The organism is Ignavibacteriota bacterium (genome assembly GCA_019637995.1).
Lineage (GTDB): Bacteria > Bacteroidota > Ignavibacteria > Kapaibacteriales > UBA2268 > JANJTB01.
In genome coordinates, this window is record JAHBUQ010000002.1 from 303214 (window position 1) to 328654 (window position 25441).

Sequence of the window (25441 nt, forward strand, 5' to 3'; positions counted from 1 at the left end):
AACATAAAAATGGGGTCTTAGCCCAATTGCATTACTCAATAATCGTGCCAATCCTTGTTAATCCAGCCTTAGCAAGTGTGCTAAATTCGCCAAATTCACTTAATTTTAATATTTCTCTATAAAGAGATTCAGCTTGGGCACTATTTTCTGCCTTTTCGTAACATAATGCTGAATAAAACAAATATCTTGATTTTATATTATCTTCATCTGCATATTGTGATGCGCTTTTATAAAGTTCTGCAGCTTCAGAATATTTATTTTCGATTTCAAGAGTTGCAGCTAAACCGGCATTGGCGCCAAGTCTGATAATATCGGCAGAGGATTTTTGGGCAATTTCGAAATATTTTTTTGAATCTGATTGCTTGTTACTGTTAAATAAGGAGTTAGCAGCATATAGAGCGGCTATTTTGCCTTGGTCAGTACTACTGAATTCATCAGCGATATACTTCAAGCCTTTAACCTCTTCACCAAGGTAAGTTTTTGAAGGGTCACCATTTAGAGCTTTTTCATAATCACCTGCTTCATAATATTCCATTACTCTGGTAAGCAACACAGAAGCTCTTCCTGAAGCTTCTTCAGACTGATAACGCAGGTAAAATGCTACTGCTATTGCAACGACAACAACTAAAGATACTATTGATATCAATTTGCCGTTTTTTTCGATAAAATTTGGTTCACCGCTGTCAGATGATACCGCACCCGAATCTGCACCTGTCAATAACTGACTTGCATCTTCCTGATTCATTTCTCTCTTCTTCATTTAATCTCGCAATTATAATCATTTAGTTTAACATATACTTAGCACGCCCGAAGGGAATCGAACCCCCAACCTCTGGAACCGGAATCCAACACTCTATCCAATTGAGCTACGGGCGCAAAAAAATTTTGCACCAAACAAGTTACAAATATAAAGGGTGATACCCAAATAAACAATTTTATTTTTTGGGCATCTTGCAATTTCAAATATAATAATAATTTATTTAATAATCGCTTGTAATTTTAACTTCACACTGTCAAGTTTATTGCACACTCAATATTTTATTATTATTAGAAAGCTAACACTTTCCTGATTGTTTCCATCACATCATTCTTGTTCAAAAGAATTTCACTTTCATAATTTTTGGCAAATCCAACATGTACATCCTTAGAACCAACTCTTAGTACAGGCGCATCAAGATGTTTGAACATTTCAGATGTTATAGCCGAAGAAACTTCTCCACCGAAGCCTCCTGTTTTACGGTCTTCGTGAGCGATGATCACACGGTTAGTTTTGCGAACTGATTCAAATACAGTTTCAGTATCCCATGGTGCTAAAGAACGAAGGTCAATTACTTCGACCGAGATACCTTCTTTTGAAAGTTCCTCAGCAGCAAATAAGCTCAAATGAACGGCTGTACCATAAGCGACAACAGTAACATCACTTCCTGCTCTGCGAATTTTTGCTTTACCGAAAGGAATTACATAATCCTCATTTGTTTTAGGACCTGATGCGTGCTTAAAGTTGTATAAAAATTTAGGTTCAAGGAACAAAGTTGTACCCTTTGAACGGATAGCATTTCTCATTAATCCTGCAGCATCTTCAGCAAATGCAGGAACAACTACTCTAATTCCGGGAATTGTCGTAAAAGTGGCTTCAAGATTTTGCGAGTGATATAACCCACCCTGAATATATCCGCCACTGGCAAGTCTGATTACTACATTTGGTGAGAACTGTCCTTTTGTTCGCCAATAATCATGGGAACACTCAATCAATTGTTCCATTGCGGGCCAGAAATAATCAGCAAATTCAGCCCCTTCGATCACTACTCTGACTTTATCATTATATCTGGTAAAACCATTTGCAGAGCCTACAATTGCATCCTCTGCAATTGGTGCATTAAATACTCTCAATTTACCGAATTCCTGAGGCATACCTTTTACAACATTAAAGACGCCGCCTTTTCCGATATCCTGACCCCATAAATATGTATCAGGATTAGATCTGAACTCTTCCTTAAGTGTATTGTTAATTGCTTCAATGAAATGTATCTGTTCTTCATCACCTGAAAGTTCATATTCTGTCTTATCGCTTTGATTTACATAAGCAGGTGGAAGGATAAACTCTGTCCATGATTTGCCATCAGCTTCGGGTGCTGCCTCAGCAAGGTCAGCAGCTTTAAATATGATTTCCTTGTTTTCTTCTTCAATGGCTATGAGTGCCTTTTCGGTAATAATTTTTCTGTCAAGTATATGCCAGCGGAATTGCATCAAAGGGTCACGTCTTTTGACTGTTTCTCTTTCTTCTTCGCTTCTGTAAAGTTCGTGGCGATCAGAATTCGAGTGTGAGCCGATTCTGTCGCAATCAGCATGTACCATAGCAGGACCTGCACCTGATTTGGCATATTCAACAGCTTCTTTTAATTTCTGATAAGAGTCAAATGGGTCACGACCATCAGCTTCGAAGATTTTGATATGCTTAAAACCACTGAAATTATCTGATACAACCTGATTTGCGGTTTGGTCAACAAGTGGAACTGAAATTCCGTATTTATTATTTTGAATTACAAATACAACCGGTAGTTGCTCTAATGTTGAAATATTAATTGCTTCGTAGAAATAACCTTCGGAGCAAGCCGATTCTCCGCCTGAATAAAGCGCTACTGCATCATCATTATAACGCTTGATAGCTCTTGCAACACCTGCTGCATGAAGGCTGTGATTACCTGTGCAGGATGATACATTCTGGATATTGATTTCAGGTTTTGCAAAATGATTGCTCATATGACGACCGCCACCTGCAACATCAGTATCTTTGCTCAGACCGTTAAGAATAATTTCCTCAACCGTTATACCCGCTGCAAGCGAAGTCATCATATCCCGATAGTAAGGAAACAGGAAATCTTTTTTTGCACGAAAAATCTTGCCTAATGCAAGCTGAATTCCGTCATGTCCGCTAAAAGGTGCATGATAAGACCAGCCTTTTGCCATTTTCAGGTACAAAGCTGCTTTGTCGTCAAGTCGTCTGCCAAGATGATTGAGTTTATACCATTCTATAATTGTTTTCTTATCAAATCCGGAAAAATCAAACTTGCTGTATAATTCGATTTCTACATCATGACCCATATATTTCATATTAACAATCTTTTGCTTCCCGGCCACTCCATTGCTGCTTTGAGTTCTATTTTCCTTTCTATTTTTAGTAGCTGTCGCCATTAAAAATTCTCCATATTTATTTATATTTATTTTAATTTCTGAATTTAAAACATGCAAAAAATCAGTTACTTGCATGCTATATTTTACAAGAAGATATAAAGACGCATATTTTTATTTTTAATTGCCGAGATCAACAGTCCGATTTGTTGGTGAGGCATGCTGAGTTTAGATATTTTTCTAATAAATGATTATTTAATGGGCAATATTTGAAAATATGATAACCTATATTAAAACAAAAAAAATTATATTTAATAAAAAAACGTTATACTCTCTTGTTACTTATTTAATAATAAATCGTCAATTCAATATGGAACTTGAAGAGTTCACGGCAAATGTAATGCCGCTGAAAGATAAGTTGTTCAGATTTGCAAAACGGCTGATGCAAGACCATGAAGAAGCCGAAGACCTTTTGCAGGATGTAATGGTTAAACTTTGGGTCAACAGAGCTGAACTAAGCAAAAAATCCAGCGTTGAAGCGTTTGCTATGGCTGTAACTAAAAACTTGTGTATTGACAGATTTCGGTCGAAGCAGTACCAGTATTCTAATACAGGTATTGATGCAGCTGAGCTTGATTTAAGCGACAGAGGAATTTCTCCTCATGCTCGTGCTGAGCAGCTGGAAGCAGTCGAACTCGTACACAGGGCAATTGATAGTCTGCCGCCAAGTCTTAAAAGCGTGATTGAGCTTAGAGATTTGCAAGGTTTAAGCTATCAGGAAATTGCAGATGTGATGAGTATGAACATTAATACCTTGAAAGTCAATTTGTCAAGAGCAAGAAAAAAAATAAGAGAAATTTTAAGTACTAATTATAATTTTAACTACAATGAAAAATGACATTACCCATATTAAGCAACTGCTTGAAAAGTTTTACGACGCTGAGACTTCAGAGCAGGATGAAATTCTCCTAAAGGAGTATTTCGCGGGTGATGTAGCGCCTGAATTTGAAGTTTACAAACCACAATTCGAATTTTACAAATTCGGATACGACGACAACAAGCCACTTTCTCAGAATTTTGACGAAAAGTTTTTGAATAAAATTGCAGGATCAGGCTTGAAACAGGTCGAAAATAGGAGCTACAAAACTTACTGGTATGCCTCTGTAGCTGCAGCTATTTTGGTGATTTTCGGAGTATTTCAATTTATTAATACATCCGATAAAGCCACCGATAAAGATTACGCTTATGCTGTAGAATCTCTCATTCTAATTTCCGACAATTTTGAGATTGCCTCATCGCAACTTGAATCACTCGGTGATTTTGATTCAAATTTTGACCATTTCGATGCCTTTAAGGCATTGGAAACTTACGGAAAACATTTTATTAAACAATAGGAATTTTTATGATAAAATATCTTTACATATTATTTATTTTTTCTTTTACATTCAGCGTTTATTCGCAGAATAGAGCTGTAGATACTTTCTTCGGAAAATATGGGAATGCTCAGGACTTTAAGTCGGTTATAATGAATGACCCCGCATCAGTCCTAATGCAAAATGAGTCCGGAGAAGCAGCCGAGCTTGGCAAAGAAATGCTCAAAGGTATTAATACTATTAAAGCATTATCATACAAACCTTCAAAAGGTAATCTCTCAGAGGAAGGTAAAAACTTTGTCAACGAACTGGCTAAATTTCAGGCTACTGATGGTTTTGCCGAGATTATGTCAATAAATGAAGGCAAGAACACCGTTAAGAGCATGGTAAAAAAATCAGGCGATAAAGTTGTGGAATTCATAATGATAGTAGCCGGAGAAAGTGAGTCCTCCCTTATTTGGATAAATGGAGATATTAATCTTCAAAATGTTGCCAATATTGGTAGAATGCTCCAATTAAAAGGAAATGAAAAATCAGGTAGAAAGAAGAAATAAATTCTTTCTTTCTTAAGTGAAATATCAAATGGTTTTACGGTATATTCCGTAGAATCATTTGATATTTTTTTTTGTCTTAATTAATTCCCCTCTTGAGGGGAATTTAGCAGCCAACGAAACTCACTCCACCACCAAAAATTTTCCGCTATCATAATTATTTTCAAAATGAAAAAAATCCATTTTTCGAAAAATTGAATATTACAATTGAATACATTCTAAATCAGCTCTTCATCATACTTTTTTAGTATTTCATTTAGAAGACTTTTGGAGAAATATCTGCCGTTGTTAAACCAAATTTCAAAAATGTTTCTCAATTCAGTTAATAAGCCGTTTTCTTTTGATTTGATGAGAAGTCCAATTGAACCTATACAATTAACTCCAATTGATTCAGCAATTTGTCTGGCTTTGTTATCATCTGTAAGTAAGAAATCAGCACCCATTTCGTTATACAACGTTACAGCTTCTGACTCACCCAAATCCATGATTGAATGTAAATAATTTTTTGTGTGAATTTTTAATACATGATTTTTAATTTCAGGAAGATTTCTAAGGTCGAAATTAGGATTTGAATAATTTACTAACTCATTCCAAACTGCTTCAGGAATAAAATATTGTCCGATTGATTTTTCAATTAAATCAAGTTTGTCAACAAGTAAAAGTGAGATTAGCGAAGTTGTATCGGCAATTACAATTTTCAATTTTATATATCCTTAAGCTTTTCAATATCAGATAATACGTCATCAATTGTAGTAGAATTTATGGATATTTTTTCTTTAATTAGAAATTGCTCAAACATGTACCTTGATAATCCAGATAATTCGATTGCCTTGCCAAGAGTTAGTTTGTTATGTTTATAAAGAAATGCAGCGGTTACAGTTTTGACAATTCCTTTTAAACCTTGTTCTGAGTCATTGACTGCAACAAGTAATTCTTTAGGTATTTCAATAGGTATAGTAATTGTTGACATTCTATTTCGCCACTAATTTTACAAATAAATTATAAACGTTAATTATCTTTGAATATTTCAAACTTCACTCCACCACTAAAAATTTTCCGCTATGGTAATTTTTTCCATATTGCAACTGCAAAATGTAAACACCGGACGGAAATTGAACAGGTATTTCCATTATGCTGTTTCCTAAAGATGTTTGCACCTGTTTATGAAATACTAAATTTCACTATCCTTTTCCCCGAAAGTATAACACAGAAAAATCAATGTGATATTATACAAAAAGCAGATTAATTTTCATCTATCCAGTTTTCATATTTTAGATTTTGAATTCGTTCAAACTCCTTAATATTCCTTGTGATTAAAACCATATCATTATAAATTGCAGTAGAAGCTATTAATACATCAAAATCGCTTATTGGCAATCCTAAATTTCTTAATCTTGCCTTTTCTTTAGCATAAATTTTTAATCCGGGAAATATTGGCAAAATTGGGATACTTTTGATAAAATTTTCTACAACCAGTAAATTTTTTTCAATATTCTGACTCTTCTCAGCTCCGTAAACAAGCTCTGCATAAGTAATTTCAGAAATTGCAAATTTGTCAAGTCCTTTTGAGGCGAAAGTGTCTATCAAATTGAACTGACCTTTCAAAAAATATATACAAATATTTGTATCAAGCAAATAACGCATCACATTACTTCCAATTCTTTCTGATTGACACGCGAAGATTCGATTTCAATAATAATATCTTCAGCATTTCTGTTATCATTCCATCCGCCAAATAATTTACTAAATTCAGGTGAAAAATGACTTTTTTTATTTAGAGAATTATTTAACTTTAAAATCAAACTATTCTTTGACTCAAAATCCCAATTATTTATTATTTTGAAATAATTTTCAACAACATTTTCTGCAATCAATACACTCATTTTAAACCTCTTATATTAAATATGTAATATTTAAAATTTAACGAAAATTGATAAATAATATTTCAGTAACTCACTCCACCACCAAAATGTTTTTCTGAAATTAATTGATTTTATTATCAAGCAATCAAGAATAAAATCATTTTGTGTTTCATTTTGAAACTCCTTAAATAATAGCATTACAGCTTTTAATAGCTAACGACCTGAAATTTTATTTGTGCATCAAGTGCATTAAAAACCTTATTAATTGTAGATATTCGGGAGCTGCTTGAACCTCTTTCGAGCTTGGAAATTTGTGCTTTCTGCACGCCTATGAGCTTACCTAATTCTTCCTGAGTAATTTTTCTCTCTAATCTCAACTGTTTCAACTTCTCACCAATTATTTCGATACTCAAATCAAACTCATATTCTTCACGCTGTGGTGTGCCACGTTTTCCAATGTATTTATCTTCGAGCTCATCAATTGTTTTATATTCATTACTTTTCACTGTTTCTTTCCTTTTTATTTATAAAATACTTAGCTTTAATATTCTCTGCATTTTTAATTTCTTTGTCCATACTTTTTAACGTTTATAATGCAAAAATAGTTTCTTTATATGGAAACCCTCAATTTCACTCCACCACCAAAAATTTTCCGCTGTGGTAATTTTTTCCATCCTTAAACTGCAAGATGTAAACACCGGAAGGTAATTGAACAGGTATTTCCATTATGCTGTTTCCTAAAGATGTTTGTATCTTTTTATAAAATACCACATTTCCCTGAATGTCATTGATTGATAGTTTGATATCCGGTGAAATACTTTCGAATCCTGAAATCTTTAATATCCCATTTCTGTAATCAGTTACGAGTTTTTTAATTGGCTCATTTGATTCATCAACACTGACAGAATTTAGGATTTTATTAAAGTCAAGGGCAAGAGCACCATTAATTACAATATTATTATATTTTTGATTAAAAACCGGGAAATATGAGTGGTATAAATCTGTTTCATAAATTATTTTATCATTGTTGATATCATAAATTGCTGAATGATTATTTGGAGCACCTCGTATGTATGAAAGATATACATAATCATTATTTATAAAACAGATACCGTGCGATCCATAAGGTTTTGATTTTTCTGTTTTAACTTCCCACTTCTTATAAGGTGATTCGCAAGAGAAAAAAGTTGCTTTAGGAGTACCACCAGTCAACTGACCATACCCCACAAACTTAGCATTTTCGGAGAATTGAATGAACTCAATAGTTCTGCCTTCGGCTAATACATTTTCAAGTTCACGTATGAGCTGCATTGTTTGGGCATCGTAAAGGTAAAAGTGGGTGCGTTGTTCGTTAATTGGTAAGCTCGTTTCTTTACTTGCAACTGCTAAGAAACGACCGTCATTTGATACATCTATTGATGTTACTAAATGTGGTATTTTATAGCCGGTTGAAGTACCATCATTAATATTGTATACTAACCAGCTATTCTGTCCCTGGCTATAAATACCTAAAACCAGAATATTATTACTTGGATTCAAAAATTTAGGAAGTACTGTAATTTCTGGTAATTCTGCAATTACTTCTCCTGTAGCATAATCCACAACTTTTTTTGCAATAGTGAGTCGTGTACCATCCTTTGATATAGCAATTTGATTTGGGTCAATATCAGATACAGGTACTGGTATTCTTCGTATCAATTCCCCAGTAAGTCCGTTAAGTTCGATTACATCACCTTTGCCTTTGTCACCGATAAGCACATTTCCATTAAGGTGAATTGCCGGATAAGTAGAAAAACTGGCTTGACCATAAGTCCACATCACATTAGGGTCTTCCTGTGCAGAAAGAGAGTAAGTGCCGATTAACAGCACAGCGATTAAAAATAATAATCTTTTCATGATTTTTTCCAATTTCACAAATACTTTTTCAAAAATAACATTCTTTTCAATAATAGTAACACATGAAAATGAAAAAAATCTCAAAATTTTTTTTTGGGGCGAGGTACTTGGGACGTGGAGCGCGTTTATTAAGTTGTAGAACAGACGTCACCTTCATTATATACACTATAATTTAGTTGATATACAATTTGGGTATAGTTTTTTGATGGATTTCTTGTGTTCTACATAGCCCTGACCATCATGTAGTCGGATGACTATCTGAATTATTTCGTAAAAGGCTGAATAGCCCTGTCATAAACACCATGCAAATAAGCTATAGCCATACCATAATTAGTCACAGGAATACTTGCAGATTTTGCATTTCTAAGCCGGTTAATTAGTTGTTTACGAGTAATAACACAGCCTCCGCATTGCACTACAAGTGCATAATCTTCAATAGGTCGAGATAATTTATCCAAGCCTGCTACTACATCAAATTCTAAATCTTTTTTCGTAAATTTTTTCATCCACCTTGGTATCTTTACTCTACCAATATCATCGCAATTTGATGTATGTGAGCAGGATTCAAGCAATAAAACCCTGTCACCGTCCTTCAGCTCGGATATTTTCGGAGTGCCATTAAGATATTCTTCAAAATCGCCTTTAAGCCTTGCAAGCAAAACGCTAAACCCGGTGAGCATAATATCATTCGGTACGACCTTAGATACATAATCAAACATCTGGCTATCTGTAACAACTAATGAGGGTTTAAGATTTGACATTTTGAAAAACAGTTCCAGTTCAGACTCTCTTACCACAATAGTAATACAACCTTTATCCAGAGAATCCCTAATTGCGTTGACTTGTGGCAGAATCATTCTGCCATCAGGGGCTTCACTATCAATTGGAGTAACCAAAAGCACAACATCGCCATAGTCCACCAGACCACTTAACAGAGATGGTCTGATTAAGTTTAAATTTTTTCTTATTTCAATTAGGGAATTTATTAATAAGTCAAAATTTATTTTTTCTGTAGATGAAACCTGAATTATATTCTTGCGAAATTCAGACTTTATTTTTTGTTCAATTACGGAATTAGCAGTAAACAAGTCAGACTTATTTGCTACAATTATAAACTCGACATCCCGCTTACAGAATTGACGAATTAAATCAGTTTCATAAGAACCAAAATCATCGCCGGTAAATACAAGGACGGCAATATCAATTAGCTCAAGCATCTCCTCTGTCTTTCTTATCCTTAGAATTCCAAGTTCGCTTTGGTCATCAATACCTGCTGTATCAATAATGACAACATTACCGAGCCCAATAATTTCAATTGATTTTTTAACCGGATCGGTAGTTGTACCCGCAACCTTGCTTACAATAGCCAAATCCTGCCCTGTTAAAGTATTAATAAGTGAACTCTTACCGGAGTTTGTTCTTCCGAACACACCAATATGAAGCAAATTTTCCTTTCCCTTTGCCACTTTATTTACCTGTTATTTTTTAGATTTGAATTTATCCTCTTCATCATAGAAAAGGAAATTAAAAGATGTCATTGAACCGTAACACTTAGTAATATAGCTTTGATACTTTACTTTTTCACCTTCAGACAAATTGTCATTAGAATTGATCTGCTGCTCCAGCACCCGTAGATTATCTCTAATCATAACAATTTTATGAAACAACTTATCAATAGGCAGTTCATGGTCTCGTGTATCACTGTTTTTTGGCAAAAAGAATATTGAGCCTCCTTCCCACTTAGGAGCTAAATCAGCATTATGTATCGAATCCATCTCTTCCACAATTGCTCTTGCTATTTGTTTTATATCGTTATAATCCATATTAAATTCCTTATAAAATATTATATGCGAAAAATGAAAGCAAATATTTTATCACATAACAAACTAAAAAAGCAGGAATTAAGAAAATACCTGCTTTTTGAAAATTTAAGAATATATATATACCTAATTATTCTTCTTCGCTGATAACCCAAACTTTAACGTTAGTACTAACTTCAGGATGCAATTTAACTTTTGCATCAAATACACCTAAAGTTTTGATTGAATCTTCAATTACAATATGACGCTTATCAATATCAAACCCTTTGGCAGATAATTCCTGAGCGATCATAGTTGGAGTGACTGAACCGTAAAGTTTACCTTCTTCACCAACTTTCATAGCTATACTTACTTGTACTTCAGACAAACTAGAAGCAATTGTTTCGGCAGAAACTTTTTCCTGAGCAAGTCTTTTATTGCGTTGTTGTTTTTCGATATCGAGTCTTTTAATAGCGGTTTCAGACGCATAATATGCATAATCTCTGGGAATTAAATAGTTACGACCATATCCGTCGCGAACATTTACAATATCACCCATACTGCCTAAATTTACAAGATCTTTTCTTAGAATGACTTTCATTTTAATATTATCCTATTTTTTTCTTTGAAAGAAAAATAATCAAGCATAAACTATGCTTCTACTTCTTCTACTATTTTTTCAACTTCTTTTTCAGTTTCCTTGTCCTCAACCTGTTTTTCTTCAGTCTTAGCAGGAACAGTATCAGTACCTGAAATCAGCTTAGTACCTGATTCATGACCTTCAGCAAGTGCTTTTTCTTTTCTCTGTTGTCTTAATTTATCTGATAAAACAAGAGTCAGATGTCTTAATACTGTATCTTCCAAAACAAAGAAACGCTCGAGAATCGGTAGATTTACAGGCAGAGTTTCGAATACGATATGAACGTAGTACCCATTGTACTTTTTGTTTATAGGGTAAGCTAACCTTTTACGCCCCCACTTATCAATCTCAAGAATCACACCGCCATGATTTTCTAAATAAGTAGTAATTTTATTGATTACCGCATCAATATCATTATCTTCTAAAGCGGCATTAACTATTATAGTTGACTCATAAACACGGCGAACATTCATTTAATATTTCTCCTAATTAATTTTCTTTTTTGTTGCCATATAAATCATTTGAAATGGCAAAATACAGAAATACAAAAATAATACATTTTTTCAAATTGACAAAATATTTTTTAGTTATCTTAGATTTATTATACTAAAATTTATCAGATAAATTATTGGAATATCTTTCATCAATAATTTTTCCATAACCCATTGAGCATATTCTTCCCGCAACAGATGCAACATCACTGCTGTGAGTAGCCACAATGCAGGTTAATTTATAGTCATTCATAATCTGCCCTAACAAATCAAGAACAGCTTTTGAATTTGCAGCATCAAGATTTCCGGTCGGTTCATCCGCCAGAATAATCTCAGGGTCGTTTATCAAGGCACGTGCTATAGCAATTCTCTGCTGCTCACCACCGGACAATTCTGTCGGTTTGTGAGTCATTCGGTGCGACATACCTACTTTATCAAGTAAGAATTTTGCTTTGTCATTTGCTGTTTTCTTACCAACTCCAGCAATAAATGCAGGAATCATAACATTTTCAATAGCCGTAAATTCCGGTAAAAGCTGATTAAATTGAAATACAAAACCAAGCATCTTATTTCTTAACTTAGATAACTCGTAATCATTCATAGCCGTTATATCATAATTCCAATCATTTGATTGAAAAAGGATATTACCACAATCCGGTTTATCTAAAGTACCAAGAAGATATAGCAAGGTGCTTTTGCCTACACCTGACGGACCAACCAGAGCAACGAATTGACCTTTATCGACTTCAAGATTTAAATCCTGAAGAACCACGGTTTTTTCTTCACCCTTAATTTGAAATGACTTAGTAATATTTTTCGCTGAAATCAACATATATAAAAAAGAGGCTGTAAAAAATGTTAATATTTATTATTAACACTTGTACAGCCACTTTCACTTCTTAATAATAAATTAGTCTTTCTTTTCTTCTTCAGGTGAAGAGTCTTCAGAAGATTTCTCTTCAGAAGGCGTTTCTTCATTTGAAGGTATAACTTCTTCAACAACTTCGCCAGCTTCTTCAATAACTGATTCAACAGTTTCAACAACTTCTTCAACAGTTTCAACTGTGTCAGCTATTACTTCTTCTGCTACCTGAGAAACAACTTCAATTTTTTCCTCAACAATATCAGCAGCTGCAACAACCGGAGTTACAGTTTCGTTTGCAGGTTTAGGAGCTTTAGCTTTTTTCTTTTTCTTCATACTTGAAGCGCCATCCTGAGGAGCAGAAAAATCAACCAATTCGATAATAGCTGTTTTTGAAGCATCGCCACGCCTTATACCTGTTTTGATAACCCGTGTATAACCACCGTTTCTATCTACTACTGAAGGGGCAATAGAGTCAAACAACTCACTCAATACCTCTTTAACGCGTATATGCTTACCAACAATTCTTCTACTATGAACATCAATTGTTTGACCTTGAGGCAATTTGCCTTGCTGTTCTTTCAGCAGTGCATTTTTTGCACGAGTAATAATACTTTCTGCATAAGACCTTAATTCTTTGGCTTTTGCTTCTGTAGTTTTAATACTCTTATGTCTGAAGAGCTCAGTAGCCAGATTTGCAAGAAGTGCTTTTCTGTGGCTGCTGGTTCTTTTTAATTTTCTTCCTGATACTAAGTGTCTCATGATTAGAACTCTATTTCAACAGTAATACATTCAAAATTAATCAATATATCCATCGGGAACAACTTTTTCGTCTTTCAGGTATTGCTCTACGCTCATACCAAATTCAAGCCCGTTAAGCATAACTACTTCTGTAAGTTCAGCAAGAGATTTTCTGCCAAAATTACGGAATTTTAGTAGTTCAGACTCCTGAAGCTGAACAAGTTCCGAAAGATTTTTAATGCTTGCAGCTTTGAGACAGTTATGTGCTCTAACCGAAAGCTCGAGCTCTTCAACCGGAGTGAGAAGAATTTTCCTCAATCTGTTTCGCTCAGCTGTTTTAACTTCTTCTTCAACAACTTCCTGAACCGGCATTTCTTCTTCAAACTGTTCAAAATTAATGAAAAACTTAATATGGTCATTCATAATTTTGGCAGCAGCATGAACAGCTTCCTGAGCTGAAATAGTACCGTCAGTCTTGACATCGAGAACAAGTCTTTCGAAGTCGGTTCTTTGACCAACTCTGAAAGGCTCAATCAAATATACAACATTCTTAATTGGAGTATAAATCGAGTCAATAGGAAGCATACCGACAGGGAAGTCTGTAATAACTTGTTCTTCGGCAGGAACATATCCCTTACCTTTACCAAGTCTTAACTCAACATCAAATTCTGCATCCTCAGCCAAAGTAGCGATATGTTTATCAGGGTCCATTACCTCCATAGTTGGAGCTGCATCCTGAATATCCTTCGCAGTCCAGCTTCCCGGACCCTTTAATTGGAGCATCACTTTAGTCAATTTTTTATCGGCAGTTTTAATTCTAGTTTCTTTTAGATTAAGAATTATTTCCGAGGTGTCCTCAACTACACCGTGAATGGTCTGAAATTCGTGCAAAACATCGGAAATCTTAACACCGATAATAGCAGTTCCCGGAATTGAAGAAAGCAATATTCTTCGTAAGGCATTACCAATAGTAACACCGAACCCCGGTTCCAGAGGTTGCATAATGAATCTGCCGTGTGATTCAGCAGACGTTTCTTCGATTATTACCCTATCGGGCATTTGCATTTGAGTATTCATATATTAATTTCAATCTTTAATATTTGTGAACAATTATATGAATGCCACCAGAATTATACTCTTCTTCTTTTTGGCGGACGACAACCATTGTGCGGTATTGGAGTACGGTCAACAATACTATGAATTTCGAGACCTGCCGAAGCTAGCGCACGAACAGCGGCTTCACGTCCCGAACCAGGACCTTTAACCATAACATCAATTTTTCGTAAACCCATATCATAAGCTTCTTTTGCTGATTTTTCTGCTGAAACCTGAGCGGCATAAGGTGTGTTCTTTTTAGAACCTCTAAATCCGTTCTTACCTGCGGAAGACCAACAAAGGGTGTTACCATACATATCAGTTATAGTTACTTGCACATTATTGAAAGTAGCTCTGATAAATGCTTTACCATGTATATCGGAGACAACTTTCTTTTTGACTTTCTTTTTTGCCACGTTTTTTTCTACCTAAAATTTAATGTACAAATTATCTCAATGAGATTATTTAGTTGCTTTTTTCTTTCCGGCAACTGTTTTCTTACGACCTTTACGTGTACGTGCATTGGTACGTGTTCTTTGACCTCTGACCGGAAGTCCGCGTCTGTGACGAAGACCGCGGTAGCAGCCAATATCCATCAAACGCTTAATATTCATTTGATTTTCGCTTCTAAGCTGACCTTCGACTTTGTAATTATCAAGAACTTGTCTGATTCTTGAAACTTCATCATCACTCCAGTCTGATACACGTTTAGCTAAATCAATACCTGCTTGGTTCAAGACCTTTTCTGAAGTAGTCCTGCCAATTCCGAATATATAGGTTAGTCCTACAATTCCTCTCTTATTCTTTGGTAAGTCTATACCGGCAATACGAGCCACACTATACTCCTTTTATTAACCTTGTCTCTGCTTGAAACGTGGATTTTTCTTATTGATAACATAAACTCTACCCTTTCGGCGAACAATTTTGTCATCAGGATTTCTTTTTTTAACTGATGCCTGAACTTTCATGGCTAACTCTCTATTTAAACCTGTAAACTATTCTTCCTTTAGAAAGATCATAAGGAGACAATTCGACAGTAACCTTATCACCTTGTAATATTTTTATAAAGTTCATTCTCATTTTACCTGAAATATGTGCAAGTATTTTGTGACCATTTTCAAGTTTAACGATGAACTGCGTATTCGGCAATGTTTCGTCAATTACTCCGTCAACTCTTATTAAATCTTGTTTTGCCATAACGAAATTACCGAATTAATCCTTAAAATCCACCTACGCCGGTTCTACCCCGAATCTTACCGCTTTTCATAAATCCATCATAATGACGCATCAGTAGATGTGATTCGATTTGCTGAAGAGTATCAAGAGCAACACCAACCATGATTAACAAACTTGTACCTCCAAAGAAAGATGCAAACAGCATATCTACTTTGAAGAAGTAGGTAACAAACGTAGGCATAACAGCAACAATACCAAGGAATACCGAACCGGGTAGAGTAATTCTGGTTAGAATTGACTCGATATATTCAGAGGTATTATTTCCGGGTCTAATGCCGGGAATAAAGCCACCCTGCTTTTTCATGTTATCGGCAATATCTTTTGGATTGAAAATAATTGCTGTATAAAAATATGTAAAAAACACAATCATTATGAAATATATACCTGCATAGAAAAATGACTGAAAGTCAAATAATCTTGCTACGGTATTAAAAAATGGACTTTCCGGAAAAAATGTCGCAACCGTATTTGGAATAAACATAAGTGATTGAGCAAAGATGATGGGCATTACACCTGCTGTATTTACTCTAAGAGGTATATACTGAGTTGTGCCGCCGAACACTTTATTGCCAACCTGTCGCTTAGCATATTGTACCGGTATTCGCCGGGCTCCTTGTGTTACCAGCACTATCGCAGCAATAATAACAACAAGTAAGGCGAGTACAACTAATTCAACAGGCCACAATCTTGAACCGGTCATTACGAGATTCCATTCGTTCATCAGCGCAACAGGAAGCTGTGCAATAATACCGATCATGATTATGAGCGAAATGCCGTTTCCAATACCACGTTCGGTAATCTGTTCACCAAGCCACATCATAAATACAGTACCGCCTGCAAGCAGAACGATAGTAGTCAAAGAAAACAGGAAACCGGCTTCAGGAACAACAGGAATGCCACCGACATTGTCATTGGCAAGTTTTATGCTTATACCCCAGCCTTGAAGAGCAGCTATAAATACAGTTAAAATACGTGTGTATTGATTAATTTTTCTTCTGCCATCTTCCCCATCTTTCTGAATTTTTTGAATTTCGGGAACGACTACACCGGCGAGCTGAAATATGATAGATGCCGTAATATATGGCATTATGCCCAGAGCAAAAATTGCAGCATTCGAAAATGCACCACCTACAAACAAGTCAAACAAACCGAAAAGAGTATTAGAGTCCTGATTAGCAATCATCATCTTAAGCACAGTAACGTCAACACCCGGAAGAGTTATGTGTGCACCGATACGAACAACTATTAGTATTCCAAGAGTAAATAAGATACGATCTTTTAACTCTTCAATCTTAAAAATGTTCTGAATTGTCTGTAAAATTTTACTCATTTATTATTACGGTCCCTCCGGCTGACTCAATTTTGTTCTTAGCTGACTCTGAAAATTTATGTGCTGTGATATTCAAAGCTGCAGTTAAATCACCATTTCCCAAAATTTTGAGTGGTAAACTTTTCTTTTTAATAACTCCAAGCTGAAATAACGATTCAAAAGTTACTGAATTGTTTTCGAAGCAGTTATTATCAACAAGTTCCTGCAGTCTTGAAACATTAACAGTTTGATATTCCACTCTAAAGCGATTGAAGAAACCAAATTTTGGTAATCTTCTGTTAATAGGCATCTGCCCACCTTCTTTAAAACGCGATATCTTGGCGCCGGAGCGTGATTTTTGACCTTTGTGACCGCGTGTAGAAGTACCGCCATGTCCCGAACCGGGACCGCGTCCTATTCTTTTGGACTTTGATTTAGCACCTTCTGCGTAGGTTAAATTACCAATATGCTTCATTTTACTATCTTATTTTATTCTGAAACTTCTTCTACTGTGACTAAGTGCTTAACAACTTCGATCATACCTCTTGTCTGTGGGTTGTCTGGCAATACATTGCTGTAATTAGGCCTTCCAAGCCCGAGAGCTTCGATAGTCTTTTTTTGTTTGTGCACTCTTTTAATAACACTTTTAGTTTGAGTAATTTTAAGTTTACCCATTTTATTACACCTTATGTTAGCTTATTCAATAAAATTAGCCGTTCAATACTTTTTCAACCGCAATACCACGACGAGCGGCAACACTTGTAGCATCTTCCAGTGAAGCAAGTGCTGCTACAGCAGCTTTCACTGTATTATGCGGGTTAGAAGAACCAAGGCTCTTAGTCAATACGTCCTGCACCCCTGCCAATTCCAAAACAGCACGGATACCACCGGAAGCAATTACGCCAGTACCGGCAGTCGCTGGTCTGACTAGAACTTTTGCTGCTCCGAATTTTCCAACAACCTGATGTGGAATAGTATTATCAGATAGTCTGACTTTTACAATATTCTTTTTAGCAGACTCTGTAGCTTTAGTTACTGCGTCAACCACTTCACTGGCTTTGCCAAGACCGAAACCAACATGACCATTGCCATCGCCAACAACAACCAGTGCAGAAAAATTAAATCTTCTACCACCTTTTACAACCTTAGCTGTTCTGCCGACATAAACAAGTTTATCCTTAAGGTCGAGTTCTGATACTTTGATATTAACCACTTATTATTTTCTCCTTACCTGAAATTAAAACTCTAATCCGCCCTGACGTGCGGCATCAGCAAGGGCTTTAACCCTTCCGTGATAAATATAGCCGTTTCTGTCAAATGCTACTTTAGTAATATTTGCTTCTTTTGCCCTTTTGGCAATGTAATTACCAACAAGTACACTTTTAGCAGTTTTAGTCATACCGGCTTTCACTTCACTACGAATTTCTTTATCAATAGATGAAGCCGAAACGAGAGTTTTGCCTTCAACATCGTTGATTATCTGAACGTAAATCTGAGATTCACTCTTAAAGACTGTAAGACGTGGTCGCTCAGCACTACCGGTAATCTGGGAGCGAACATGAGCTTTTCTTTTCAGTCTGCGCTTAGCTTTTAAATATTGAACTTTCATTTTTTTCTCTCTAACTTTTATCAGCTTTTAAATTTATTACTTAGCCGAAGTCTTACCGGCTTTACGACGAATATATTCACCCTGATATCTGACACCTTTACCCTTGTATGGTTCCGGCGGTCTGATCTGTCTAATCTTGGCAGCAAATAATCCAACAAGCTGCTTATCAATACCTTTTATTTTGATAGTTGTAGCCGTAGGCACTTCAAATGATATGCCATCGGGCGGAATTATCAATATGGGGTGCGAAAAGCCAAGGGACATAAACAATTTGCCGTTTCTTAACTCAGCTTTATAGCCCACACCTTCTATCACAAGGTTTCTTTCAAAACCTTTATAAACACCTTCTATAATATTAGCAGTTAAAGCTCTTGATAAGCCATGAAGAGCGCGAATATGACGCTCGTCGCTTTCTCTGCTGAAAGTAATAGTATTGTCATCCATATTTAACTTAATAGATTCCGGAATTTTATATTGCAATTGACCAAGAGGTCCTGCTGCAACAACTATACCTTCATTAAAGCTGACTTTAACTTTATCAGGAACTGTTATAGGTTTCTTACCAATCCTTGACACTTTTCGGCTCCTTCAGAAATTACCAAACTGTACATAAAACTTCACCGCCGACATTAAATTTGCGTGCTTGCTTAGCTGTCAAAACACCTTTCGATGTAGATACTATAGCAATACCCAAACCGTTGTAAACTCTCGGTAATTCATCAACCGAAGAATATACTCTTCTGCCCGGTTTACTAATCCTGACAACTTTCTTAATTGCAGGCTTTCTTTTGTAATATCTCAGAGTTACTCTTATCGTACCCTGAGGTCCTTCATCAATTTTCTCGACATCCGTAATATAACCCTGATCTTTCAGGATTTCAGCAATATGATATCTGATATTCGAACTTGGCGAATCAACAGTTTTATGCCCTGCTGCACCTGCATTACGAATACGTGTCAAAAAGTCTGATATTTGATCTGTTACTGGCATATTTCGTTTACCATATTAATTTTTACCAACTTGCCTTTCTAACGCCCGGGATTTTCCCTTCAAGCGCCATTTGACGAAATACATTTCTGCACAATCCGAATTTACGATAAACTGCTCTACCTCTTCCGGTAAGAGCGCAACGACTTCTAAGTCTTGTTGGAGAGCTGTTTCTTGGCAATTTTTGTAAACCTTCAAGATCTCCATTTGCTTTGAGTAGTTGACGTTTTTCTGCATATTTAGCAATTAAGCGTCTTCTTTTTTCGTTTCGTGCGGTTACTGATGTTTTAGACATATATAATTATACCACTTAAATTTAACTTTTCTTACGGAATGGAAAACCAAATTCTGATAATAAAGCGAATGATTCTTCATCAGATTGTGATTTGATTACAAACGTAATGTCAAAACCTGTGATTCTGTTTACTTTATCTACATCAATTTCCGGAAAAATAATCTGCTCTTTGATACCGACAGTATAATTTCCTCTTCCATCGAAACTTTTATCGGGAAACCCTCTAAAGTCACGGATACGCGGTGATGCAATATTGATAAATCTATCAAGAAATTCATACATACGTGCACCACGAAGAGTAACCATACATCCGATAGGCATTCCTTGACGAAGTTTGAAGTTAGAAATTGCTTTCTTAGCTTTTCTAACAACAGGTCTTTGACCGGAAATTAACTCTAACTCATTAATAGCACTTTGCAGTGCTTTAAGGTCTTGAGTAGCCATACCGACGCCCATATTGAGGCAGATCTTTTGTAATTTTGGCACCTGCATAACAGATTTAAACTGAAATTTATTCATTAGTGCAGGCGCAACAGTACTTTTGTAGTAATCTGCAAGTCTCGGGACAGGCGGCTTAGCCGTTTGCTTTACATCTTCAAGCCTTTTACCCTCCGGAGTAAATTCTCCTTTTTTCGAACCTGCTTTACCTGTTTGTTGTTGTACTTTCTGCTTAGCCATTTTAGATAATCACTTTAAAATTTTAAATTACTTTGTTATTTTTTTTAGAATACCTTACGGTACTTGTTTCAGTGCCTTTAGTTTCTTTTCTGAAACCGACACGTGTTGCATTTTTGTCTGAATCTATGACGAGAACATTTGAATAATGAATTGGAAATTCTTTTTCTATACGCCCACCATTCTGATTTCTCTGACTTGGTTTTTCGTGTCTGACATGTATATTGACACCTTCAATGAGGACTGTCATTTTTTTAGGGTCAACCAGAAGTACTCTGCCGGATTTGCCTTTATCATCGCCGGCAATAACTTCAACTATGTCATTTTTTTTAATTTTTAGTTTCATTTCAATTACACCTTATTTAAATTACTTCAGGAGCGAGTGAAACAATTTTCATATAATTCCTTTCACGCAACTCTCGAGCAACCGGTCCAAAAATGCGAGTACCGCGTGGTTCGCCTTTATCATTCAGGATTACTGCTGCATTATCATCAAATCTGATATATGAGCCATCGCGTCTTCCAACTTCTTTTGCTGTGCGAACTATAACAGCTTTTACAACTTGACCTTTTTTCACTGCTCCGTTTGGAATAGCCGCTTTTACAGCGCATACGACCAAATCGCCAAGTCCTGCATATTTTTTGCCGTGACCACCAAGAACTCGGATAACTCTCATTCTTTTTGCGCCTGAATTATCGGCAACAGTTAGATTAGATTCTTCTTGTACCATAACATTTACTCCTTGATTACTTGGCTCTTTCTAAAATTTCTACCAGATTCCAACGCTTATGTGCACTTAAAGGTCTTGATTCAACAATTTTCACAAGGTCACCGATATTGCAATCGTTGTTTTCATCGTGAGCCATTACTTTTTTAGTAACTTTATAGTATTTTTTATAAAGCGGATGGCTGACTTGTCGCTCTGAAGTTACGGTAATTGTCTTGTCAGCTTTGTTAGATTTTACTCTGCCAACCAGTATTTTCTTGTGTGCAGTTTTCTTTACTTCTGCTACAGGTGCAACTTCATTGTTCATAATTTCTGTATTATTATCCATTTTGCTTAGCTCTTAAACGTTCGTTTAAAATGGTTTTAATTCTTGCTATATCGTTTCTTAAAATATTAAGATAAGCAGTATCGTGCAATTGCTTTAGAGCGTGCTGAAAATTTTGCTTTGAAAGAGTTTCGATTGACTCTGTATAAAGCAATGACAATTCTTCGTCGTTCAGCTCTTTTAAATCTTTAGCGTTACGTGGTTTCATTGTAAACCAGATCTGTTCGTGTAACAAATTTTGTTTTTATAGGCAATTTATGAGAAGCGAGTCTCAATGCTTCTTCAGCAAGTTCTCTCGATACGCCGTCGACTTCGAATAGAATTCTGCCGGGACGAACTACAGCCACCCAACCTTCTGGGCTACCTTTACCTTTACCCATACGAGTTTCGAGAGGTTTCTTTGTGTAGGGTTTGTCCGGGAAGATTCTTATCCAGACTTTACCGTCACGTTTTAAGTATCTGTTAATCGCAATACGTGCAGATTCTATCTGACGATTAGTTATCCAGTGTGGCTCCAAAGCTTTCAATCCAAATGAACCGAATGCTACGGTTGAGCCTCTGAATGACTTTCCGGTCATCCTGCCGCGAAACGTTTTGCGTCTTTTAACTCTTTTAGGTGATAACATGACTTAATTTCCGTTTTTTTAATTTCTTATAATTATTGCTGTTTTCCGATAACTTCGCCTTTACAAATCCATACTTTGATACCGATGATACCATAGATTGTAAGAGCTTCGGCTGTTCCGTAATCAATATCAGCACGCAAAGTATGTAGTGGAATTCTACCTTCCTTGTACTGCTCAGTCCTTGCCATTTCGGCACCGCCGAGACGACCTGAGCACATAATTCTAATACCTTGTGCGCCCATTCTCATAGTAGAAGAGACAGCCATTTTCATAGCACGGCGGAATGATATTCTTCCTTCGAGCTGCTGACCAATATTTTCAGCAACAAGTAATGCGTCTAATTCCGGACGTTTAATTTCGCTGATAAGAATCTTAACATCTTTTCCGGTAAGTTTTTTCAATTCTTCTTCAAGCTGAGTAATATCTTTACCTGAACGACCAATAATAACACCAGGTCTTGAAGTATTGATAGTAATACGCATTTGTTTTGCAGTTCTTTCGATAAGAATTCTTGCAATACCAGCTTTTTTCTTACGATTGCGAATATAATTTCTTACTTTGAAATCTTCGGCTAATTTTTCGGCTACATTTCTCTCGTCGAACCAATTAGCGTCCCAATTGCGGATAATACCTAATCTAAAACCAATCGGATTAGTCTTTTGTCCCACTTTAATTACTCCTTGTTGCTTGATTCGTTACCGGAAACATTTTCATCCTCTGTTGGTGTCGCTACAATAATAGTCAAATGATTAGAGCGTTTTTTGATTCTGAAAGCTCTACCCATTGGAGCCGGTAATATTCTTTTAGCAGCCGGTCCACCGTTAACGAAGGCAGTCTTAACATAAATATCTTCATCATTAAAAGCAATTTCATTCTGTTCAGCTTTTACATTGAGATTGGCGATAGCCGAACGTAATACCTGTTCTGCGACACGAGCTGCATGCTTTGGCGAGAATCTTAATATATTAATTGCCTCTGCAGCATTTTTGCCACGAATCATGTCTATCACAAGTCTCATTTTCAGAGGTGATGACGGTATATATCTTTTTAGAGCTTTTGCTTCCATTTTTAAAATAATCTCCTATTTATCACTTTTTAGCTGAACGTTGTTCTTTTCTATGACCGGCATGACCTCTGTATATACGTGTTGGGGAAAATTCACCGAATTTATGACCTACCATGTTTTCAGTCACATATACAGGTATGAAATTTTTTCCATTATGTACAGCAATAGTATGCCCAACAAAATCAGGAGTAATAGTACAAGCGCGAGCCCATGTCTTAACAACCTGTTTCTTTTTGGCTTCGTTCAAATCTGCTACTTTCTTGAGTAGTTTATAATTAACAAAGATGCCTTTTTTTAGCGAACGCGACATTCTCTTTTATCCTTGACTATTTTGACTTTCTGTTTCTAATAATTAACTTATCTGATGGTTTGTTCCTGCGAGTTTTCAAACCTTTTGCATATTTGCCCCAAGGGGAGCGTGGATGCTGACGACCACCACCTGATTTTGATGTACCTTCACCACCACCCATAGGGTGATCTACCGGGTTCATTGCCATACCGCGTGTTTGCGGACGAATACCAAACCAGCGAAGTCTTCCTGCTTTACCCCAAAGGATATTTTCATGATCGGCATTGCCAACTGAACCTAAAGTAGCATAGCAAACATTTGGAACCAGTCTGATTTCACCTGATGGCATTTTAAGATGTGCGAATCTGCCTTCATTTGCTACAAGTTGTACCTGAGAGCCGGCTGATCTTGCAATCTGTCCGCCTTTTCCAGGCTTAAGTTCAACATTATGTATGAACAAACCAACAGGAATTTTTTTAAGCGGAAGTGCATTGCCATCTTTATATTCTACATCAGGACCCGAAATAATCACATCACCTACTTTAATTTTAGCAGGAGCGAGAATATATCTGAACTCACCATCTTGGTACTCTACTAAAGCAATACGTGCATTACGGTTAGGGTCATATTCAATAGTTTTTATAGTAGCCGGAATACCGTGTTTATTACGTTTAAAATCTATAATTCTGTAACGTCTTTTGTGACCTCCGCCTCTGTGACGTGAAGTTATTCTACCGGTATTGTTTCTGCCGCCCGATTTCTTAATCGGAGCTGTCAGCGGTTTATGAGGTCTGTCAGTAGTGATTTCGTTAAATTCACTTACTGAGTAAAATCTCGTACCCGGCGTAATCGGTTTTAGTGTTCTAATTGCCATTTTTCAAAACTTACTTGAAATTGATAATAATTTTATTCGTTGTCTCCGCCTACTCCGGACACGATTTCAATCTGTTGTCCTTCTTTCAGAGTCACGTATGCTTTTTTCTTTGAAGCTGTCTTACCACGCATTAAACCGCGGCGAGTCATTCTAATTTTGTTTTTACCTTTTACATTTACAGTGCGAACACTTGTAATATCTACATCGAACATATCCTGAATAGCTTGTTTTATCTGAATTTTGTTAGCATCAGGATGCACCTCAAAGACGTACTGTCTTTGAGAAGCAAGGTTCATTGCTTTTTCTGTAATTATAGGCTTTTTAATCAATTGAATCATTTTTCTAAACCGCCTTAATTGCCAAAAGTTTTTTCAATCTTGTTAATAGCGCATTTTAAGATAATAATTTTTCTATGATTTAAAATATCATAAGTAGAAATTTTATCAGCCGGCTGGATGCTTAAATTTGGAATATTTCTTCCTGACATATAGACATTATAATCCACATCAGGCAATAATACCAAAGTTTTAAGACTACTCAGTGACAATTTATCTAAAACGCCTGCCATTTGTTTAGTTTTGATTGCATCAAAAGTAAAGTCATCAACAATCATGAGATTGTTTTCAGTTACTCTTAATGAGTAAGCTGATTTTCTGGCAAGACGACTCACCTTTTTGGGCAATTTATAAACGTACTCATGAGGTTTCGGACCGTGAACAGTACCACCGCCGACCCATACTGGAGACCTTGATGAACCTGAACGGGCAGTTCCTCTTCCCTTTTGTTTCCATGGTTTTTTGCCGCCACCTGAAACTTCGGAACGAATTTTAGTTTTTGCTGTACCCTGACGGCGATGAGCCAGATAAGCAACAACTGCCTGATGCATTGCATGCTCATTGGGTTCCACTGCAAAAATGGAATCCGGCAGTTCTACTTGCCCTATAACTCCGCCTTCCTTAGAATATAAATCTACTTGCATAAC

At 36.1% G+C, this 25441-nt stretch carries 42 protein-coding genes and 1 tRNA gene; 3 read left to right on the plus strand and 40 right to left on the minus strand.

Annotation, left to right across the window (positions count from 1 at the left end):
* Positions 1-31: 31 nt before the first annotated feature.
* The 3 genes from KF896_07240 to KF896_07250 form a co-directional block, all read right to left on the minus strand.
* Positions 32-760, minus strand: coding sequence for a tetratricopeptide repeat protein (locus tag KF896_07240; GenBank protein MBX3043494.1), 729 nt, complete (start codon positions 758-760; stop codon positions 32-34).
* Positions 761-802: 42 nt separating this feature from the next.
* Positions 803-876: transfer RNA gene (locus KF896_07245), tRNA-Arg, on the minus strand.
* A gap of 171 nt (positions 877-1047) precedes the next feature.
* The gene (locus tag KF896_07250) at positions 1048-3111 is read right to left on the minus strand and encodes a 2-oxoisovalerate dehydrogenase (protein ID MBX3043495.1); all 2064 of its coding nucleotides are present in this window, start codon (positions 3109-3111) and stop codon (positions 1048-1050) included.
* Positions 3112-3499: 388 nt separating this feature from the next.
* On the opposite strand from KF896_07250, the gene KF896_07255 reads away from it, so the two are divergent.
* From KF896_07255 to KF896_07265, 3 genes are read left to right on the plus strand one after another with little or no spacing between them, the layout of a single operon-like run.
* A complete protein-coding gene (locus KF896_07255) occupies positions 3500-4027 on the plus strand; it encodes an RNA polymerase sigma factor (protein ID MBX3043496.1) in 528 nt (175 codons plus the stop codon).
* Positions 4017-4523 (plus strand): hypothetical protein, encoded by a 507-nt coding sequence (locus tag KF896_07260; protein ID MBX3043497.1) that lies wholly within the window; start codon positions 4017-4019, stop codon positions 4521-4523. Before KF896_07255 ends, KF896_07260 begins: the two co-directional genes overlap by 11 nt.
* A gap of 8 nt (positions 4524-4531) precedes the next feature.
* Positions 4532-5056, plus strand: a complete 525-nt coding sequence (locus KF896_07265; GenBank protein ID MBX3043498.1) for a DUF4252 domain-containing protein — start codon at positions 4532-4534, stop codon at positions 5054-5056.
* A gap of 215 nt (positions 5057-5271) precedes the next feature.
* Here the strand turns inward: KF896_07265 and KF896_07270 are convergent, their stop codons facing one another.
* From KF896_07270 to rplD, 37 genes are all read right to left on the minus strand, one after another.
* Positions 5272-5754: a DUF3368 domain-containing protein gene (locus KF896_07270; GenBank protein MBX3043499.1), complete on the minus strand. Its 483-nt coding sequence runs from the start codon at positions 5752-5754 to the stop codon at positions 5272-5274.
* Between the two features lie 2 nt (positions 5755-5756).
* Positions 5757-6023, minus strand: a complete 267-nt coding sequence (locus KF896_07275) for a UPF0175 family protein (GenBank protein ID MBX3043500.1) — start codon at positions 6021-6023, stop codon at positions 5757-5759.
* 272 nt (positions 6024-6295) lie between these two features.
* Positions 6296-6697, minus strand: coding sequence for a PIN domain-containing protein (locus KF896_07280; protein MBX3043501.1), 402 nt, complete (start codon positions 6695-6697; stop codon positions 6296-6298).
* Positions 6697-6936, minus strand: coding sequence for a hypothetical protein (locus KF896_07285; protein ID MBX3043502.1), 240 nt, complete (start codon positions 6934-6936; stop codon positions 6697-6699). Before KF896_07285 ends, KF896_07280 begins: the two co-directional genes overlap by 1 nt.
* A gap of 185 nt (positions 6937-7121) precedes the next feature.
* Positions 7122-7421 (minus strand): helix-turn-helix transcriptional regulator, encoded by a 300-nt coding sequence (locus tag KF896_07290; protein ID MBX3043503.1) that lies wholly within the window; start codon positions 7419-7421, stop codon positions 7122-7124.
* 124 nt (positions 7422-7545) lie between these two features.
* Positions 7546-8811: a T9SS type A sorting domain-containing protein gene (locus KF896_07295; protein ID MBX3043504.1), complete on the minus strand. Its 1266-nt coding sequence runs from the start codon at positions 8809-8811 to the stop codon at positions 7546-7548.
* A 263-nt stretch (positions 8812-9074) separates the two neighbouring features.
* Entirely contained in the window at positions 9075-10277 is a 1203-nt protein-coding gene (gene hydF / locus KF896_07300; protein ID MBX3043505.1) for a [FeFe] hydrogenase H-cluster maturation GTPase HydF, read from the minus strand.
* A 12-nt stretch (positions 10278-10289) separates the two neighbouring features.
* Positions 10290-10634, minus strand: a complete 345-nt coding sequence (locus tag KF896_07305) for a hypothetical protein (GenBank protein MBX3043506.1) — start codon at positions 10632-10634, stop codon at positions 10290-10292.
* Between the two features lie 127 nt (positions 10635-10761).
* On the minus strand, positions 10762-11211 hold the full coding sequence (gene rplI / locus KF896_07310) for a 50S ribosomal protein L9 (GenBank protein ID MBX3043507.1): 450 nt from the start codon (positions 11209-11211) through the stop codon (positions 10762-10764).
* A gap of 50 nt (positions 11212-11261) precedes the next feature.
* Positions 11262-11723, minus strand: coding sequence for a 30S ribosomal protein S6 (gene rpsF / locus KF896_07315; GenBank protein MBX3043508.1), 462 nt, complete (start codon positions 11721-11723; stop codon positions 11262-11264).
* Between the two features lie 133 nt (positions 11724-11856).
* Positions 11857-12570, minus strand: a complete 714-nt coding sequence (locus tag KF896_07320; protein ID MBX3043509.1) for an ABC transporter ATP-binding protein — start codon at positions 12568-12570, stop codon at positions 11857-11859.
* A gap of 81 nt (positions 12571-12651) precedes the next feature.
* A complete protein-coding gene (gene rplQ / locus KF896_07325) occupies positions 12652-13365 on the minus strand; it encodes a 50S ribosomal protein L17 (GenBank protein ID MBX3043510.1) in 714 nt (237 codons plus the stop codon).
* A 36-nt stretch (positions 13366-13401) separates the two neighbouring features.
* Complete coding sequence (locus KF896_07330; protein MBX3043511.1) at positions 13402-14421, minus strand: DNA-directed RNA polymerase subunit alpha; 1020 nt, start codon at positions 14419-14421, stop codon at positions 13402-13404.
* A gap of 53 nt (positions 14422-14474) precedes the next feature.
* Positions 14475-14855: a 30S ribosomal protein S11 gene (gene rpsK, locus KF896_07335; protein ID MBX3043512.1), complete on the minus strand. Its 381-nt coding sequence runs from the start codon at positions 14853-14855 to the stop codon at positions 14475-14477.
* 45 nt (positions 14856-14900) lie between these two features.
* Entirely contained in the window at positions 14901-15275 is a 375-nt protein-coding gene (gene rpsM / locus KF896_07340; protein ID MBX3043513.1) for a 30S ribosomal protein S13, read from the minus strand.
* Positions 15276-15290: 15 nt separating this feature from the next.
* On the minus strand, positions 15291-15407 hold the full coding sequence (gene ykgO, locus KF896_07345) for a type B 50S ribosomal protein L36 (GenBank protein MBX3043514.1): 117 nt from the start codon (positions 15405-15407) through the stop codon (positions 15291-15293).
* A 10-nt stretch (positions 15408-15417) separates the two neighbouring features.
* The gene (infA, locus tag KF896_07350) at positions 15418-15636 is read right to left on the minus strand and encodes a translation initiation factor IF-1 (GenBank protein ID MBX3043515.1); all 219 of its coding nucleotides are present in this window, start codon (positions 15634-15636) and stop codon (positions 15418-15420) included.
* 22 nt (positions 15637-15658) lie between these two features.
* The gene (gene secY, locus KF896_07355; GenBank protein MBX3043516.1) at positions 15659-17005 is read right to left on the minus strand and encodes a preprotein translocase subunit SecY; all 1347 of its coding nucleotides are present in this window, start codon (positions 17003-17005) and stop codon (positions 15659-15661) included.
* On the minus strand, positions 16998-17459 hold the full coding sequence (rplO, locus tag KF896_07360) for a 50S ribosomal protein L15 (GenBank protein ID MBX3043517.1): 462 nt from the start codon (positions 17457-17459) through the stop codon (positions 16998-17000). The genes secY and rplO overlap by 8 nt, the downstream gene beginning before the upstream one ends.
* Before the next feature lie 14 nt (positions 17460-17473).
* Entirely contained in the window at positions 17474-17659 is a 186-nt protein-coding gene (rpmD, locus tag KF896_07365) for a 50S ribosomal protein L30 (protein MBX3043518.1), read from the minus strand.
* A gap of 34 nt (positions 17660-17693) precedes the next feature.
* Entirely contained in the window at positions 17694-18197 is a 504-nt protein-coding gene (gene rpsE, locus KF896_07370) for a 30S ribosomal protein S5 (protein ID MBX3043519.1), read from the minus strand.
* 24 nt (positions 18198-18221) lie between these two features.
* The gene (rplR, locus tag KF896_07375; GenBank protein ID MBX3043520.1) at positions 18222-18593 is read right to left on the minus strand and encodes a 50S ribosomal protein L18; all 372 of its coding nucleotides are present in this window, start codon (positions 18591-18593) and stop codon (positions 18222-18224) included.
* A 36-nt stretch (positions 18594-18629) separates the two neighbouring features.
* Positions 18630-19169, minus strand: coding sequence for a 50S ribosomal protein L6 (gene rplF / locus KF896_07380; GenBank protein MBX3043521.1), 540 nt, complete (start codon positions 19167-19169; stop codon positions 18630-18632).
* Between the two features lie 19 nt (positions 19170-19188).
* Positions 19189-19584 carry a 30S ribosomal protein S8 gene (gene rpsH, locus KF896_07385; GenBank protein MBX3043522.1) on the minus strand — a complete coding sequence of 132 codons (396 nt, stop codon included), beginning with the start codon at positions 19582-19584 and terminating at the stop codon, positions 19189-19191.
* A 22-nt stretch (positions 19585-19606) separates the two neighbouring features.
* Positions 19607-19876 carry a 30S ribosomal protein S14 gene (gene rpsN / locus KF896_07390; GenBank protein MBX3043523.1) on the minus strand — a complete coding sequence of 90 codons (270 nt, stop codon included), beginning with the start codon at positions 19874-19876 and terminating at the stop codon, positions 19607-19609.
* 21 nt (positions 19877-19897) lie between these two features.
* Complete coding sequence (rplE, locus tag KF896_07395) at positions 19898-20554, minus strand: 50S ribosomal protein L5 (protein ID MBX3043524.1); 657 nt, start codon at positions 20552-20554, stop codon at positions 19898-19900.
* A 22-nt stretch (positions 20555-20576) separates the two neighbouring features.
* On the minus strand, positions 20577-20897 hold the full coding sequence (locus KF896_07400; GenBank protein ID MBX3043525.1) for a 50S ribosomal protein L24: 321 nt from the start codon (positions 20895-20897) through the stop codon (positions 20577-20579).
* Between the two features lie 16 nt (positions 20898-20913).
* Positions 20914-21282 carry a 50S ribosomal protein L14 gene (gene rplN, locus KF896_07405; protein ID MBX3043526.1) on the minus strand — a complete coding sequence of 123 codons (369 nt, stop codon included), beginning with the start codon at positions 21280-21282 and terminating at the stop codon, positions 20914-20916.
* A gap of 16 nt (positions 21283-21298) precedes the next feature.
* Positions 21299-21586 carry a 30S ribosomal protein S17 gene (gene rpsQ, locus KF896_07410; GenBank protein ID MBX3043527.1) on the minus strand — a complete coding sequence of 96 codons (288 nt, stop codon included), beginning with the start codon at positions 21584-21586 and terminating at the stop codon, positions 21299-21301.
* Positions 21587-21599: 13 nt separating this feature from the next.
* On the minus strand, positions 21600-21812 hold the full coding sequence (gene rpmC, locus KF896_07415) for a 50S ribosomal protein L29 (GenBank protein ID MBX3043528.1): 213 nt from the start codon (positions 21810-21812) through the stop codon (positions 21600-21602).
* Complete coding sequence (rplP, locus tag KF896_07420; protein MBX3043529.1) at positions 21799-22230, minus strand: 50S ribosomal protein L16; 432 nt, start codon at positions 22228-22230, stop codon at positions 21799-21801. Before rplP ends, rpmC begins: the two co-directional genes overlap by 14 nt.
* A gap of 32 nt (positions 22231-22262) precedes the next feature.
* Positions 22263-22898: a 30S ribosomal protein S3 gene (rpsC, locus tag KF896_07425; protein ID MBX3043530.1), complete on the minus strand. Its 636-nt coding sequence runs from the start codon at positions 22896-22898 to the stop codon at positions 22263-22265.
* Between the two features lie 5 nt (positions 22899-22903).
* Positions 22904-23296 (minus strand): 50S ribosomal protein L22, encoded by a 393-nt coding sequence (gene rplV / locus KF896_07430; GenBank protein MBX3043531.1) that lies wholly within the window; start codon positions 23294-23296, stop codon positions 22904-22906.
* A 22-nt stretch (positions 23297-23318) separates the two neighbouring features.
* Positions 23319-23606, minus strand: coding sequence for a 30S ribosomal protein S19 (gene rpsS, locus KF896_07435; protein ID MBX3043532.1), 288 nt, complete (start codon positions 23604-23606; stop codon positions 23319-23321).
* Positions 23607-23622: 16 nt separating this feature from the next.
* Positions 23623-24459, minus strand: coding sequence for a 50S ribosomal protein L2 (rplB, locus tag KF896_07440; GenBank protein MBX3043533.1), 837 nt, complete (start codon positions 24457-24459; stop codon positions 23623-23625).
* 32 nt (positions 24460-24491) lie between these two features.
* Entirely contained in the window at positions 24492-24797 is a 306-nt protein-coding gene (rplW, locus tag KF896_07445) for a 50S ribosomal protein L23 (GenBank protein MBX3043534.1), read from the minus strand.
* Positions 24798-24811: 14 nt separating this feature from the next.
* Complete coding sequence (gene rplD / locus KF896_07450) at positions 24812-25438, minus strand: 50S ribosomal protein L4 (protein MBX3043535.1); 627 nt, start codon at positions 25436-25438, stop codon at positions 24812-24814.
* Positions 25439-25441 lie beyond the last annotated feature (3 nt).